Annotated in this window: 11 protein-coding genes; all 11 read right to left on the bottom strand. The window is 65.2% G+C overall.

The genetic code is table 11. The features are described 5' to 3' along the window. Positions 1–8: 8 nt before the first annotated feature. The 11 genes from LQV39_RS13315 to LQV39_RS13265 all read right to left on the bottom strand — a co-directional run bounded on the left by LQV39_RS13315 (position 9) and on the right by LQV39_RS13265 (position 15,214). Positions 9–1,583 carry a hypothetical protein gene (locus tag LQV39_RS13315; RefSeq protein ID WP_374199425.1) on the bottom strand — a complete coding sequence of 525 codons (1,575 nt, stop codon included), beginning with the start codon at positions 1,581–1,583 and terminating at the stop codon, positions 9–11. Then, positions 1,561–3,720: a bifunctional diguanylate cyclase/phosphodiesterase gene (locus LQV39_RS13310; protein ID WP_230026809.1), complete on the bottom strand. Its 2,160-nt coding sequence runs from the start codon at positions 3,718–3,720 to the stop codon at positions 1,561–1,563. The genes LQV39_RS13315 and LQV39_RS13310 overlap by 23 nt, the downstream gene beginning before the upstream one ends. 94 nt (positions 3,721–3,814) lie before the next feature. Further along, the gene (locus LQV39_RS13305) at positions 3,815–5,923 is read right to left on the bottom strand and encodes an HDOD domain-containing protein (protein WP_230026808.1); all 2,109 of its coding nucleotides are present in this window, start codon (positions 5,921–5,923) and stop codon (positions 3,815–3,817) included. A gap of 303 nt (positions 5,924–6,226) precedes the next feature. Further along, positions 6,227–7,501 carry a multidrug effflux MFS transporter gene (locus LQV39_RS13300; RefSeq protein WP_230026267.1) on the bottom strand — a complete coding sequence of 425 codons (1,275 nt, stop codon included), beginning with the start codon at positions 7,499–7,501 and terminating at the stop codon, positions 6,227–6,229. Between the two features lie 3 nt (positions 7,502–7,504). Continuing rightward, positions 7,505–8,728 (bottom strand): class I SAM-dependent RNA methyltransferase, encoded by a 1,224-nt coding sequence (locus tag LQV39_RS13295; RefSeq protein ID WP_374199424.1) that lies wholly within the window; start codon positions 8,726–8,728, stop codon positions 7,505–7,507. Positions 8,729–8,874: 146 nt separating this feature from the next. Beyond that, positions 8,875–9,288: a CopD family protein gene (locus tag LQV39_RS13290; RefSeq protein WP_230026265.1), complete on the bottom strand. Its 414-nt coding sequence runs from the start codon at positions 9,286–9,288 to the stop codon at positions 8,875–8,877. A 60-nt stretch (positions 9,289–9,348) separates the two neighbouring features. After that, complete coding sequence (locus LQV39_RS13285) at positions 9,349–10,614, bottom strand: glutamate-5-semialdehyde dehydrogenase (protein WP_230026263.1); 1,266 nt, start codon at positions 10,612–10,614, stop codon at positions 9,349–9,351. Positions 10,615–10,627: 13 nt separating this feature from the next. After that, complete coding sequence (gene holA, locus LQV39_RS13280) at positions 10,628–11,641, bottom strand: DNA polymerase III subunit delta (protein ID WP_230026261.1); 1,014 nt, start codon at positions 11,639–11,641, stop codon at positions 10,628–10,630. Positions 11,642–11,651: 10 nt separating this feature from the next. Then, positions 11,652–12,170: an LPS assembly lipoprotein LptE gene (gene lptE, locus LQV39_RS13275; protein WP_230026259.1), complete on the bottom strand. Its 519-nt coding sequence runs from the start codon at positions 12,168–12,170 to the stop codon at positions 11,652–11,654. Between the two features lie 3 nt (positions 12,171–12,173). Next, a complete protein-coding gene (leuS, locus tag LQV39_RS13270) occupies positions 12,174–14,834 on the bottom strand; it encodes a leucine--tRNA ligase (protein ID WP_230026257.1) in 2,661 nt (886 codons plus the stop codon). Between the two features lie 53 nt (positions 14,835–14,887). Beyond that, the gene (locus LQV39_RS13265) at positions 14,888–15,214 is read right to left on the bottom strand and encodes a barstar family protein (RefSeq protein WP_230026254.1); all 327 of its coding nucleotides are present in this window, start codon (positions 15,212–15,214) and stop codon (positions 14,888–14,890) included. Positions 15,215–15,364 lie beyond the last annotated feature (150 nt).

The raw sequence follows: 15,364 nt of genomic DNA, 5'->3' as shown, positions 1-15,364 counted from the left end.
AATGATGATTAGGCTACGCCGGCGTAGCCGTTCGCCTGCGCGAGGAGAGCAGGTTCCATGCGTGCGGCGATGCGCTGGATATAAGTGGTGGCGGGGATGACGCCGGCGGCGCCGGCGCGGTGCAGCCAGGCATAGGCCTCGACCAGGTCCTTCTGCACGCCCTGGCCGCTGGCATACATGACGCCGAGGTTGAACTGGGCGCGTGCATGGCCCTGGCGCGCGGCGCACAGGTACCAGAAGTGGGCGGCTTCGTAGTCGCGTTCGACGCCGTGGCCGCTGTCATAGCGCAGGCCGAGCGCGAACTGGGCCAGCGCATGGCCCTGGTCGGCCGCCTTGCGGTACCACTCCCAGGCCTGGCGCGGATCGACGGCGCCGGAATCGTCGCGGTCCAGCAGCTGGCCCAGCATGTACTGGGCCGGCGCGTAGTCCTGGTCGGCGGCCTTGCGGTACCAGTGCATGGCTTCGTCTTCGATGCGCAGGGCGAGGTCGAACTGGGCGCGCAGGTGGCCCTGCTCGGCGGCTTTGCGGTACCAGGCGATCGCCTCCTGCGCATCCTGTGGCACGCCATGGCCGGCGTCGACCAGCTGGCCCAGGTGGTACTGGGCGCCGGCCGAGCCCTGTTCGGCGGCCTTGCGGTACCAGTGCGCGGCAATCGCATAATCCTGGTCCACGCCCTGGCCGTGTTCGTAGCGCAGGCCGAGGTTGTCCTGGGCGCCCGCGTGGCCCTGCTCGGCCGCCTTGCGGAACCAGTGCAGCGCCAGGTCCGGATCGCGCGCCACCCCATGGCCGCTGTCGTGGATCAGCGCCAGGTTGAACTGCGAGCTGGCGTGGCCCTGCTCGCCGGCGCGGCCGTACCACAGGATCGCCTTCTCGCTGTCCTGCGGCAGGTCCTGGCCCTTGTCGTAACGCAGGCCGAGGTTGAACTGGGCCGGCGCATAGCCCTGCTCGGCGGCCTTGCGGAACCAGTGGATGGCCTGCTGCACGTCGCGGGCGATGCCCTGGCCGCTGTCGTAGCGCAGCGCGAGGTTGAATTGCGAGCGCGCGTAATTCTGCTCGGCGGCGCGGCGATACCATTCGATGGCTTGCCCGATGTCCTGGGTCACGCCCTTGCCGCCTTCGTACATCATGCCGAGGTTGTGCTGGGCGCCGGGGTCGCCCTGCTCGGCCGCCTTGCCGAACCAGTGCATGGCCTGGTGCACGTCGGCCGGAATGCCCTGGCCTTTCGCATACAGCCAGCCCAGGTTGTACTGGGCCGCCGCATAGCCCTGCTCGGCGGCCTGGGTGTACCAGTAGACGGCCTGCGCCAGGTCCTGGGGCACGCCCTGGCCCTTCTGGTACATCACGCCGAGGTTGTACTGGGCCTGTTCGAGGCCAGCGCTGGCCGCCATGCGGTACCAGGCCACGGCCAGCTCGTCGTTCTTCGGCACGCCCTGGCCGTTCACGTACAGGAAGCCCAGGCTGTGCTGGGCGCTCGCCACGCCGCGTTCGGCCAGCGCTTTTACGCGCAGGAATTCGGCGGTGTGAGTGGCGACGGAATCCGGCACGATGGCAACCCCGGGATCAAGCCTGGAAGGCCAGCACATTGCCGGCGCCGGCCGGCATGCCCTGCGAGCGCAGCACTTCCGTGAAGCGCGGCAGCGGCATCGGGCGGTGGTACAGGTAGCCCTGCATGGTCATGCAGCCGTTCGCGCGCAGGTAGCGCGCCTGCGACTCGGTCTCGACCCCTTCCGCGATCAGGTTCAGGCCCAGGCCGCGCGCGATCGAGATAATCGCCAGCACCACCGGATAGTGGCCGTACTCGTCGTGGATCTCCTTGACGAAGGACTGGTCGATCTTGATCGTGTGGACCGGGAAGCGGTGCAGGTAGGCTAGACTCGAATAACCGGTGCCGAAGTCGTCGATGGCCACCGACACGCCCAGCTGTCCCAGTTTGTTGAGCTGCTCGATCGCATGCTGCGGGTTGCGGATGCAGATGTTCTCGGTGATCTCGACTTCGATCTGGCTCGGTGCGATCCCGTAGCGCACCAGGGCGCCGCGCATCTTCTCGAAGAAGTCGCCGCGGTCCAGGTATTGCGGGGACAGGTTCAGCGACAGCCGGACGTGATTCGGGCAGATGTTCTTCCACTGCAGCATATCGCGGCACAGGGCGCCGATCATCCAGTCCGAGATCGGGATCATCAGGCCGTTCTCTTCGGCGAAAGGCAGGAACTCGCCCGGCGAGACGATGCCGCGGGTCGGGTGGTTCCAGCGCATCAGCGCCTCGGCGCCGACGATGCGGCCGCTGGCGGCGTCGATCTGCGGCTGGTAATACATCTCCAGCTCGTCGTTTTCCAGCGCGCGGCGCAGGCTCTGGCCCAGCGCGATCTTCTGGTGCGAGATGTCCTGCATCGAAGCGTCGTAGAAGGCGTGGCCGTTCTTGCCTTGCCCCTTGACCTGGTACATGGCGATGTCGGCGTGGCGCAGCAGCTCGTCGATCGACTCGCCGTGGCCCGGATAGATCGCGATGCCGATCGAGGCCGAGATGTGGACCTGGTGGCCGTCCAGGTCGAACGGCAGCTGCAGGCACTCGAGGAACTTGTCGGCCACGTGGCTGGCGTCGCCGCGGTCGCGCAGCTCGGGCAGCACGATGGTGAATTCGTCGCCGCCCTGGCGCGCCAGGGTATCGCCTTTGCGCAGGCATTCCTTCAGGCGCACCGAGACCTGCTGCAGCAGCTCGTCGCCCTTGACGTGACCGAGGGTGTCGTTGACCAGCTTGAAGCGGTCCAGGTCAATGAACATCACCGCGAGCTCGGTCTGCTTGCGCTTGGCCTGGATGACGGCCAGTCCCAGCCTGTCCTTGAACAGGATGCGGTTCGGCAGGTCGGTCAGGATGTCGTGGTAGGCCTGGTAGGAGATGACCTCTTCCGCGCGCTTGCGGTCGGTGATGTCGCGCGCCACACCGTAGGTGCCGAAGAACTCCAGCTTTTTGACTTCCTGGTCGGGCACGTGCATGCCGATCGCGTTCAACGAAATCGTCATCAGGGTGTTGTTGAAGGTGCGTTCCTGGTTCGAGCCGGCGTGGCACTTCAGGCGCAGTTCGACGTTGCGCGAAGCCCGTTCGTCGACGCGGCGCTCGTTGAAGGAATAGCGCGCGCGCTCCAGGTCTTCATCGTGCACCAGCACCGAGTAATGCTGGCCGATCAGCTCTTCGCGGCGGTAGCCGAGCAGCTGGTAGGCGCGGTCGTTGACGAAGGTGAATTTGCCTTCGTGGTTCAGGGTATAGATGATGTCCGGCGAGGAGTCCACCAGGTAGCGGTACATCTTCTCGGAGTTTTCCAGCTGGTTCGCGATGCGGCGGTTGGCTTCCTCGAGGCGGCGCGCCTTGAGCGCGTTGCCGACGGTTTTGAGCAGCTCTTCGCGGCTGTAGGGCTTGCGCAGGTAGTCGTAGGCGCCGCGCTTCAGGGCGCCGATCGCGGCGTCGATCCCGATCTCGCCGCTCATCACGATGACGTCGGCGTCGATGCCCTTCTGGTTGATGAAGTCCATGATCTCGTGGCCGCCGATGTCGGGCAGGCGCAGGTCGAGCAGGACCATGTCGAAACGCAGCTTCGACAGGTGGTTCAGGGCCTCGGCGCCGGTCGACGCGGTGACCAGGTGATAGCCGCGGCCCTGCAGCAGTTCATACAGCGAGGACAGCAGGCGCGGCTCGTCGTCGACCAGCAGCAGGCGCGGCTGCTCCATGGCGGACGAGAGCGAGGAATGCGATGCTTGCGGCGCAAGCGCGTCGTGAGGCATGGGGGACGGGGCGCTGGCGGAGAATGGATTCATTGTTACCTTATACGGATCCAAGCGCGCGCACCGGCAGTCCGGCCGGGGCGCTGGCGCCGGCATGCGCCGGCAGCAGGATTTCGAAACTGGTGCCGGTCTTGCCGCTGCGGCAGGCGATATGCCCGTTCAGCTTCTTGACCAGGCTATGCACGATCGACAGGCCGAGCCCGTGATGCGGGCCCTCCTTCGTGCTCTTCACGGCGGAGAACAGGTTGGCCAGCACCTCGCGCGACAGGCCCGGGCCGGTGTCGGAAACGACCAGCTCCAGGTACAGCCTGCGCTCGCGGTTGACGTGGCCGCGGTTGGCGATCTCGATCCGGCCGCCGGTGGCGGACAGCGCTTCGATCGCGTTCTTGACCAGGTTGACCAGGATTTGCTTGAGGATGTCGGGGTCGCCTTCGATGCGGCCGGCTTCATCGAGCGTGCTGACCACGATCTCGACGTTCGGCGGCACGAAGTCGGTGGCGCGGAACAGGCGCAGCACGTCCTCCACCACCTTGCTGACATCCGCGCTGGCGCCGCTTTCAAGGATAGCTTGAGCCCCGGGTTGCACCTCGGTCAGGCTGTTGACCAGCTGGCCGACGCGGTCGATCTCTTCGTTCAGGATCGACAGCTCGCCACCCACCGGTTCCTGGCGTTCCAGCTTGCTGTCGAGGACGGACAGATAGTTCTTGATGATAGCCAGCGGGTTGTTCACCTCGTGCACCACGCGCCGCGAAGCCTCCCTGTATTCCTCGGCCACGTGGGCCAGCTGGCGGCGCGCGTGGCCGCGTTCCGACATCGCGTTTTCCAGCGCGCTCGCGGCCTGGGCGCCGAAGGACTGCATGAAGCGCTCGCGCTTCTGGCAGGACGGCACTTGCCAGCTCGAGATGCCGCCGATCAGGACGCCAATGCAGCGCGCGCCGCTCACCAGCGGCACGCAGACCAGCGATTCGGTGCCCAGCATGCGCAGCAGCTGCTCCTCGGGCAGGCCGAGCGGCGCGCCCTCGCGGCGCACGAAGGCCAGGCGGCGCTCCAGCGCGGCCTTGGCCACGGCGCCGCCCTTCGACAGCGGGATCGAGAACTCGGCGATGCGCTGCTGGGTCGGCGTCGGCGCGCCCACCAGCGCGTGGCCGGTCGGATTCTCCAGCAGCACGGCGACGTTCTCGAAGTCGAACAGCACGCGCGCCGAACGCGTCATCGATTCGAGCAGGCCGCTTTCTCCCTGCTGGCGTGCGAAGGCCTGGCCGATTTCCGAGACCAGCACCAGGTTGCGCATTTCCTCGGTCAGGCGTTGCTGCACCGGATCGACGGGCGGCTGCGGCGCAAAGGCCGGCAGCGCCGGGATGTCGTCGGCGCCGGCCAGGTCGATGCCGAGGTGGACCGCGGCGCGCTCGACCTGGCGCGAGGCCTGGGCCAGCAGCTCGTCGGCGGCTTCCGGTTCGAGGTCGCACAGCCTGGCCGCTTCGACCACCCGGTTCGGGTCCTCGGCGTGGCCGGCCAGCAGGTGGGCGGCGCGCACGATGCGGATCAGCGGATGCGCACCCTCCAGGCGCTCGCCCGGCTCATGGTGGTACAGCACGGCGTCGGACAGGAAGGAATCGAGCTGCCAGCGTTCGATCAGCCAGGCGCCGGCTTCGGCGTGGGTGATCTGCAGGGTGCGCTGCTCGACCGCGCACAGGTCTTCGTCGTCGCACGCGGTGAAATTGAAGCCGTATTCCTTGGGCGCGGTGGCCAGCAGGGCCAGGCGGCCGACGTTGTGCAGCAGGCCGGCCAGGTAGGCTTCTTCGGGCTGCGAATAATTCAGGTGGCGCGCCAGGTCGCGCGCCAGCACGGCGGTGGTGAGCGAATTCTTCCAGAACGCGCGCAGGTCGGTCGCGCTGGAATTCGGGAAGCTGTTAAAGGTCTGGAACACCGAATCGCTGATCACCAGGGTCTTGATCATGTCGGTGCCCAGCGAGACCATGGCCTGCTCGAGATTCGGCTGGCGTCCGCCGCGGTGATAGGCCGAGCTGTTGGCGACGGTGAGGACCTTGCCGGTCATGCCGGCATCCTTGGCCACCAGCGCGGCCAGTTCGGGCATGCCGAGGTCGTCGGCCTGCAGGTGGGCCAGCAGCTTGATGAGGATCTGCGGCATGGCCGGCAGCCGCGCGATCAGCAATCGATTGCGGATATCCTGGTCTGGTTGGTAATTGGTCTCAAGCACGGCCGCCACTTGTTGTTCTGGATAGTAAGTGGCGCTCTCCCCGGCTAAGCTGCCACGATAATTCTTCTAGTGGTACCCGGAACAAGGCTGGTTTTGGGCCATTGTTCCGAAAGTGAAAAACTTATCTTAGCATATATACATTTCTGACCGGGAACAACATTTTCCGCTGAAAGTGATGTGTTTTAGAGTCAGGACTCGGCCGCGCGTACTGACGTACGTCAAATTTTCGTTGGGTCAGGCCAGAGCCTGCTTGCGTCGATAGTGACGCGACACCATCCAGCATGCCAACGAAGCCAGCGCAAACGCGGCCTGCCCGATCGCCATCGCCAGCACCGAGTAGTCCACCGCCGGCACGATGATGCCGGCCACGATCGCGCCCATCAGGGTGGTGATGAAGGACTGGCAGGACGCCACCGTGCCGCGGATGTGCGGAAACAGGTCGAGCGTCAGCAGGGTCGCGCTGGGGTTGATGATCGAGCTGCCGAAGTTATAGAAGAACATCGGCAGCACGGTCCAGGGCAGCGCCGGCGGCAGGAAGCTGTGATACAGCACGCTGCCCGTCACCGCGGTCAGCATGAAGGCGTAGCCGATGCCGATCTGGCGCCCGTAATGCATCTTGCCGGCCAGGCGGTTGGCGGCCAGCGCGCCCAGGAAGATGCCGGCCACCGCCGGCACGAACAGCCAGGCGAAATCCGAGGGTCCCAGGTGCAGGTGGACCGGCAGCAGCACCGGCGCACCGGCGATGAACAGGAACATGCCGCCGAAGTTGAAGGCGACCACCGCCGACTTCATCTGGAACAGCACGGAGCTGAAGATGGCCCAGTAGCTCTTCGCCAGGAAGCGCGGATTGAAGGGCTGGCGCCGCTCCACCGGCATGGTCTCTGGCAGGTGCTGCCAGCAGACCCACCACAGGCCCAGGCTGAACAACAGCAGCGCGAGGAAGATCGCGCGCCAGTCGAGCAGGGTCACGATCCAGCCGCCCAGCACCGGCGCGATGGCCGGCGCGATCGAGAAGATCATCGTCACCATCGACAGCAGGCGCGCGGCCGGCGCGTCCGAGTACAGGTCGCGGATGATCGCCCGCCCCACCACCACGCCCGCCCCGGCCGAGAAGCCCTGCATGATGCGGAAGATCCACAGGTAGTGCACGGAATGCGCCGACGCGCAGCCGAGTGTGCCGACCGCGAACACGATCAATCCGACCAGCACCACGTTGCGGCGCCCGAAGGCGTCCGACAGCGCACCGTGCCACAGCGACATGACGGCGAAGGACAGCATGTAGGCCGTCAGGGTCTGCTGCACTTCCAGCGGAGTCGCATGCAGGGTCTCCTGGATGCGCGGGAAGGCAGGCAGATAGGCGTCGACCGAGAACGGCCCGAGCATCGACAGGGCCGCTAGCAGCGAGGCCAGGCCGCCGGCGGTCAGCATGGTTACCTTGTGCGGTTCCGGCAGCGGAACGGGGATGACCGGGTCTTTGGGTAGATTGTCTGGTTCGGGTTCGGGCAGCATCGTTTACTCGGGTTGGGACTTGGCCGCATCGGGCTTCGCCGCGTCTCTGCGGTTGAAGCCGGCGACCATGTCGAAGCGGAACAGGCGGCATTCCAGCGCGCCGTTGAAGAACGGGGTCTTGCGCGATTCCTTCAGGCGCAGCATCTTCGGCAGCGAGAGGTCGGCGGTGAACAGGTACACGGTCCAGCCGGCGAAGCGCTGCTTCAGGGTGCTGGAGAGGTCCTGGTAGAAGCCGACCGCCATTTCGTCTGCCGGGATGGTGGAGTCGCCGCGCACACCGATACGCTCGCCGTAGGGCGGGTTGGTCAGCAGGATGCCCGGCTGGCTGGTAGGCGGCTGCACCTGCTGCGCCTCGATCTGCTTGAGCGGGACCTCGAACATCACGCCGGCAATCTTGAGGTTATGACGGGTCATCGCCACCATGTCGCCCGAGATGTCGGAGCCGAAGATGGTCGGTTCAAGCGGCAGCGGGTTCGGCTTGATCGCCGTCTTCATGTCCTGCCAGGCCGCGCGCTCGAAGTTCTTGAATTTTTCGAAGGCGAAGCGGCGGCGCGCACCGGGCGGAATGCCCTGCACCATCTGGGCCGCTTCGATCAGGATGGTGCCCGAACCGCACATTGGATCGAACAGCGGCACGCCCGGCTTCCAGCCCGACACGCGCAGCAGGCCGGCGGCCAGGTTCTCGCGCAGCGGCGCGTCGCCGGTCTCTTCACGCCAGCCGCGCTTGAACAGCGCCTCGCCGGAGGTGTCGAGGTAAACCGTGAAGTTGCGCTGGTCGAGGAAGCCGAGGATGCGCATGTCCGGCTCGCGCGTGTTGACCGACGGGCGCTTGCCGAACTGGTCGCGGAAGCGGTCGCAGACGGCGTCCTTGATCTTCAGGGTCGTGAACTCGAGGCTCTTCAGCGGCGATTTCACGGCCGTGATGTCGACGCGGATCGTGTGGTCGACGTCGAACCAGTCTTCCCAGGGCTGCTCGAGCACCAGGTCGTAGATGTCGTTCTCGTTGGTGTAGGTCTTGTTCGCCATGCGCATCAGCACGCGCGAAGCGATACGCGAATGCAGGTTGATGCGGTAGGCGTCCTGCATGGTGCCGGAGGCGTGCACGCCGCCGGGGACCTGGTTGTGGACCTTCAGCGTGGGGCTGTTGGTGGTTTGGGCGATTTCCGCCAGTTCTTCGGCAAGCGCCGCTTCCATGCCGCGTGGGCAGGGGCAAAAGTATGAGGCCATCAGGGGAACCCTTTATCCGTAGTTAAAAAATCAATTCTTTTGTTGGCTCGTAAACGTCATTCCCGCGCAGGCGGGAATCCAAGTTTTGCGATCTACCTGTAACTTGGATTCCCGCCTGCGCGGGAATGACGTTCGAACGGTCGTGCTTAGAAAGGCTTTACCACCACCAGAATCACGATCGCGATCAGCAGCAAAACCGGTACTTCATTGAACACGCGGAACCACTTGTGACTGCGCGTATTCGCGCCGCGCTCGAACTTTTTCAGCAGCGATCCGCAGGCGTGATGGTAGCCGATCACGAGGATCACAAGCGCCAGCTTCGCATGCAGCCAGCCGCCCTTGATGCCGAAACCCAGCCATAACCAGAGGCCCAGCAGCAGGGCCGGAATCATCAGCATCGTGGTGAAGCGGTACAGGCGGCGGCCCATGCCCAGCAGGCGGGCCAAGGAGGCGGGATTGGCTTCCTGGGCCAGGTTCACGAAGATGCGCGGCAGGTAAAAGAGGCCGGCGAACCAGGAGGCGATGAAGACGATGTGGAAGGCTTTGATCCAGAGGTACATTTTATCCTTATAGTCAGTCGGGGTCAGAGCCCAACCGAGAAAACCGGGCTCTGACCCCGATTAATTTCGAACTTCTCCGTGCCCGAACACGATGTACTTCAGCGAGGTCAATCCCTCCAGCCCCACCGGCCCGCGCGCATGCAGCTTGTCGTTCGAGATCCCGATCTCGGCGCCCAGGCCGTACTCGAAGCCGTCGGCAAAGCGCGTCGACGCATTCACCATCACCGAGGCCGAATCGACTTCGCGCAGGAAGCGCATGGCGTCGGTGTAGTCTTCGGTGACGATGGCTTCGGTGTGCTTCGACGAGTACTGGTTGATATGCTCGATCGCCTCGTCGATGTCCGCGACGATCTTCACCGCCAGGATCGGCGCCAGGTATTCGGTGCTCCAGTCATCGATGGTCGCCGCGCTCAGATGCGGATAACCCTGCAGGATGCCGAACGCTTCCGGGTCGGCGCGCAGCTCGACTTCCCTGGTCGCGTACAGCGCGGCCAGCTGCGGCAGCACGGTGGGTGCAATCGCGCGCGCCACCAGCAGGGTCTCCATGGTGTTGCAGGTACCGTAGCGGTGGGTCTTGGCGTTCATCGCGATCGGCAGCGCCTTGGCGATATCGGCTTTCGCGTCGATGTAGACGTGGCAGATGCCGTCCAGGTGCTTGATCATCGGGACCGTCGCTTCCTGCATCAGGCGCGCGATCAGGCCCTTGCCGCCGCGCGGCACGATCACGTCCACGTATTCCGGCATCGTGCTGAGGGCGCCGACGGCGGCGCGGTCGGTGGTCTCGACCACCTGCACGCCCTGCTCCGGCAGGCCGGCGCCGCGCAGTCCCTCCGCCACCAGCGCGGCCAGCGCGCGGTTGCAGTGGATGGCTTCCGAGCCGCCGCGCAGGATGGCGGCGTTGCCGCTCTTGATGCACAGGCCGGCCGCATCGACCGTCACGTTCGGGCGCGCCTCGTAGATGATGCCGATGACGCCCAGCGGCACGCGCATCTGGCCGACCTGGATGCCGCTTGGACGGAACTTCATGTTCGAGATTTCGCCGATCGGGTCGGGCAGCGCGACGATCTGGCGCAGGCCCTCGACCATGGTGGCGATCGCTTTGCTTGATAAGGCCAGCCGGTCCAGCATGGCCGGCTCCAGGCCGGCGGCGGCGGCCGCTTCCATGTCGCGTGCGTTTGCGTCGCGCAGCGTGCCGGCGTCGCGTTCGATGGCCTCGGCGATCAGGAGCAACGCGCGGTTGCGGGTGGCGCTGTCGGCGCGTGCCATCGCGCGCGAGGCCGCGCGGGCCTGGCGGCCGATGGTTTGCATGTATTCCGTGATGTTCATGATGCGTCGTCCGTTATGAAGCCACTCTTAAAGCCAGCTGCAGCATCGCATCCCAGGCATCGCCCGCGAACTGCTTCGCGCGCAGACCCTTTACCATGCGGTCGACCTGGGCCGCTTCCTGCATGGCCGCTTCCAGGGTCGGCAATGAAACGCGGCGCAGCGCCGGTTCCATCATGCGCTCGCGCGGGCCCCAGATCCGGTATTCCTTCAGCAGCGCGCCCAGCGGGCGTCCCTGCGCCATCCCGGATTTCAATTTTAGCAGCGTGCGGATTTCTTCACTGACCGCCCACAAGACCAGCGGCAGCGCCTCGCCCTCGCCTTTCAGGCCCTCGAGCATGCGCACCAGGCGCGCCGGGTCGCCGGCCAGCATGGCTTCCGACAGCTTGAACACGTCGTAGCGCGCCACGTTCAGCACGGCGTCCTGCACCTGCTCGAACGTCAGCTTGCCCGGCTCGTACAACAGGCCCAGCTTCTGGATTTCCTGGTGCGCGGCCAGCAGGTTGCCTTCGACGCGATCGGCGATGAAGTCCAGGCTCTGGCGGTCCGCGCTCTGCTGCTGGCTCGACAAACGCATGCCGATCCAGGCCGGCAATGCGGGGCGTTCGATATTCGGGATCTCGACGTAGACCGCGGCCTGCTGCAGGCTGCCCACCCAGGCCGCCTTGGCCGTCTGCCAGTCCAGCTTCGGCAGCGTAATGAGCGTCAGGTTGTCCGGGTTGAGGTCTTTCGCGTAGCTCTGCAGGGCGGCGCTGCCGTCCTTGCCGGGCTTGCCGCCGGGGATGCGCAGCTCGATCAGCTTCTTGTCGCCGAACAGCGACATCGCCTGGTTCGCGGCCAGCAGCTCGCCCCATTTGAAGCTGCGCTCGACGGTGAGCACGTCGCGCTCGGAATAGCCCTGCGCACGGGCGGCGCGGCGGATCTTGTCCGCCGCCTCCAGCGCCAGCAGGTGTTCGTCGCTGGTAATCACGTACAGGGGCGCCAGCCCCTTGGCGAGCTGCCCGTCGAGCGCCTCAGGCCGCAACTGCATAATCTTTTCCTTATTTGGCCGGACGCAGGGCAGCCAGACGGCGCATGATCTGCTGCACCAGGTCGGCCGACATGTCGCGGTACAGCAGCGCTTCCTCGGATTCCTTGGCCAGCACCTGGGTCTCGTCGAAGGCCATGTTCCGGCGCAGCGTGATCTCGGTGGCCGGCAGCAGCTCGACGCCCTTGCTGTCGCGGACCGTGAAGGTCAGCGTATAGGTCAGCAGGTATTCGCGCACGCGGCCCAGGCTGTTCAGCGACAGGATCGATTTGCCGCGGCTTTCGCTCAGCACCACGAACTGCGCCTCGGCGTCGGCCGGCTTGTCGGCGATGCTCACGTCGCCCGCGCGCAGGTTGCGCTTGAGCTCAGTGCCGAGCGGCGAGGTGTCCGGGAAGGTCAGGTACAGGCTGTGGAAGGGCATCGTGTAGCTGCCGTTCGAGCCGCGCAACTGGAAACCGCAACCCGCCAGCGACCCTGCCACCAGCAGGGCCGCGACGGCGCGCACCACCAACTTCTTGGAATGGGCGCGCATCGGTTACACCACGATGTTGATGAGTTTACCGGGGACGACGATGACCTTCTTCGGCGTGCCTTCGATGAACTTCTGGGCTGCTTCCGAAGCCAGTGCGGCGGCTTCGATGGCAGCCTTGTCGGCTTCTTTCGGCACCTTGACCGAGCCGCGCAGCTTGCCGTTCACCTGGATCATCATCTCGATCTCGGACTGCTCCAGCGCTGCGGGGTCGACTTCCGGCCACTGCACGTTGAGGATGTCGCCGTACACGCCGGCGTAGCCGAGTTCCTGCCACAGCGCGTGGGTGATGTGCGGGGCCACCGGGTTCAGCATGCGCAGGAAGATCGACAGGCCTTCGGCGATGACCGCGTTGCTGGCCACGCCTTCGGACAGCCTGGCCGACTCCAGGGTATTCAGCATCTTCATACAGGCCGAGACCACGGTGTTGTACTGGATGCGCTTGAAGTCGTAGTCCGCCTGCTGCAGGATCTTGTGGACTTCGCGGCGCAGCGATTTTTGATCAGCGTCCACCGGAGCGCCGGCCGGCGAACCTTGCTGCTGGCCGGCCAGCGCCGCGGCGATGCGCTCGCGCTGCGCAAAGGCGAAGGCCCAGACGCGGCGCAGGAAGCGGCTCGCGCCTTCCACGCCCGACTCCGACCACTCCAGGGTCTGTTCCGGCGGGGCCGCGAACATGGTGAACAGGCGGGCGGTGTCCGCGCCGTACTGCTCGATCTGGGCGGCCGGGTCGATGCCGTTGTTCTTCGACTTCGACATCTTCTCGGTGCCGCCGATGATGACCGGGGCGCCGTCCAGCTTCGATGCCGCAGCCTGCGGGCGGCCGCGGTCGTCGAACACCAGGTCGACGTCGGCCGGGTTGAACCAGGTCTTCTTGCCGGATTCGTCTTCGCGGTAGTAGGTCTCGTTCAGCACCATGCCTTGCGTGAGCAGGTTGACGAAGGGCTCGTCGAACTTCACCAGGCCGAAGTCGCGCATCACCTTGGTCCAGAAGCGCGCATACAGCAGGTGCAGCACGGCGTGCTCGATGCCGCCGATGTACTGGTCCATCGGCATCCAGTAATCGTTGCGGGCCGGGTCGACCATCGAGTCGTTCGAGCCCGGCGAGGTATAGCGCATGTAGTACCAGGACGAGTCGATGAAGGTGTCCATGGTGTCGGTTTCACGGCGAGCCGGAGAACCGCAGCATGGGCAATCCACTTTCAGGAAGGCTTCGTGCTTCTTGAGCGGGTTGCCGGTGCCGTCCGGGACGCAGTCTTCCGGCAGCACGACCGGCAGGTCCTTCTCGGGAACCGGCACCGTGCCGCACTTCTCGCAGTGGATCATCGGGATCGGCGTGCCCCAGTAGCGCTGGCGCGAGATGCCCCAGTCGCGCAGGCGGAAGGTCACCTTCTTGTCGCCCAGGTCCTTCTCGGCCAGGTCGCCGGCCACGGCGTTGACGGCCGCCGTGTAATCGAGGCCGTCGTACTTGCCGGAGTCGATCAGGACGCCGCGTTCCTTGTCGCCGTACCACTCCTGCCAGCCGTCCAGCGAGAAGGTCTCGCCTTCGACCGCCACGACCTGCTTGATCGGCAGATTGTATTTTTGCGCGAACGCGAAATCGCGCTCGTCGTGCGCCGGCACGCCCATCACGGCGCCGTCGCCATAGGTCATCAGCACATAGTTGCCGACCCAGACCGGCACCTGCTCGCCGGTGACCGGGTGCATGACGGTCAGGCCCGTCGGCATGCCCTTCTTTTCCATCGTCGCCATGTCGGCTTCGATCACGGAGCCCTGCTTGCACTCGGCGATGAAGGCCTGCAGCTCCGGGTTGTTCTTCGCTGCCTGCGTGGCCAGCGGGTGCTCGGCGGCGACCGCGGCGAAGGTCACGCCCATGATGGTGTCGGCGCGGGTGGTGAAGACGTACAGCTTGCCCTCGTTGATCAGCTCACCGGCGTCGTCCATGATCACGTGCGGGAAGGCGAAGCGCACGCCGGTCGACTTGCCGATCCAGTTGGCCTGCATGATGCGCACGCGCTCCGGCCAGCCCGGCAGCTTGTTGTCGACGTAGTCCAGCAGCTCGTCGGCATAGTCCGTGATGCGCACGTAGTACATCGGGATTTCGCGCTTTTCGACCAGCGCGCCCGAACGCCAGCCGCGGCCGTCGACCACCTGCTCGTTGGCCAGCACGGTCTGGTCGACCGGGTCCCAGTTCACGGTGCCGGTCTTCTGGTAGATGATGCCCTTCTCGAGCATCTTCAGGAACATCCACTGGTTCCACTTGTAGTAGTCCGGCTTGCAGGCGGTCATTTCACGCGACCAGTCGATGGCCAGGCCCATCGACTCCATCTGGGCGCGCATGTGGGCGATGTTCGAATAGGTCCACTCGGCTGGCGGCACGTTGTTGGCCATCGCCGCGTTCTCGGCGGGCATGCCGAAGGCGTCCCAGCCCATCGGCATCAGCACGTTGTAGCCGTTCATCCGCAGGTAGCGGTACATCACGTCGTTGATCGTATAGTTGCGGACGTGACCCATGTGCAGCTTACCGGACGGGTAAGGCAGCATCGAGCAAGCGTAATACTTGCCTTTTGGGAAACGCGGGTCATTTTCGACCGCTTTATAGGCGTCGATCGACTTCCAGTAGGCCTGGGCGGCCTGTTCGACTTCGGCTGGACTATATTTATCTTGCATGATGTTCTGCGGACTAAAGGGAGGTGAGCAGAACATTATACTGGTTCATTCGTCTAGCGGAGCTCCAACTCCAGCGCCGGCTTTTCGCCGTAGTCCTCATAGCGCTCGTTGATGCCGATGATGCAGAAGGCCATTTCCTCCAGCACGTCCTCGGCGCGCTCGCGCATGGCGTCGGAATGCAGCACGACGATGTGCAGGGTCTCGTCCGGGCCGAGGCGGATGCTGCTCATGCCGTCCTCGTCGCGCAGGTAGCTGAGGCAGTCGACCCAGGAATCCATGGTGTGCGGATAGGAATCCGGAAAGCCGAAGGCGCGCTGGCTCTCGGCGTGAAAACTTTCGGTGTCGACGATTGCGGCGCCGTTCAGTTCGACGGTGGCCATATGGATTCTCCGATTCATCGTCGTTCCCGCGCAGGCGGGAACCCAAGTTTCGCGGCTTAGCTACGAACTTGGATTCCCGCCTGCGCGGGAATGACGGTTTTTAGTGATGTGGCCAGTATGCCAGCAGTCCGCCGGCAAAGCCGTACAGTT

The sequence above is a fragment of the Massilia sp. Bi118 genome (assembly GCF_918697865.1).
Classification (GTDB): Bacteria; Pseudomonadota; Gammaproteobacteria; order Burkholderiales; family Burkholderiaceae_D; genus Telluria.
Note: the sequence above shows the minus strand (reverse complement) of the source record. Positions and strands in the feature narration are given on the sequence as shown.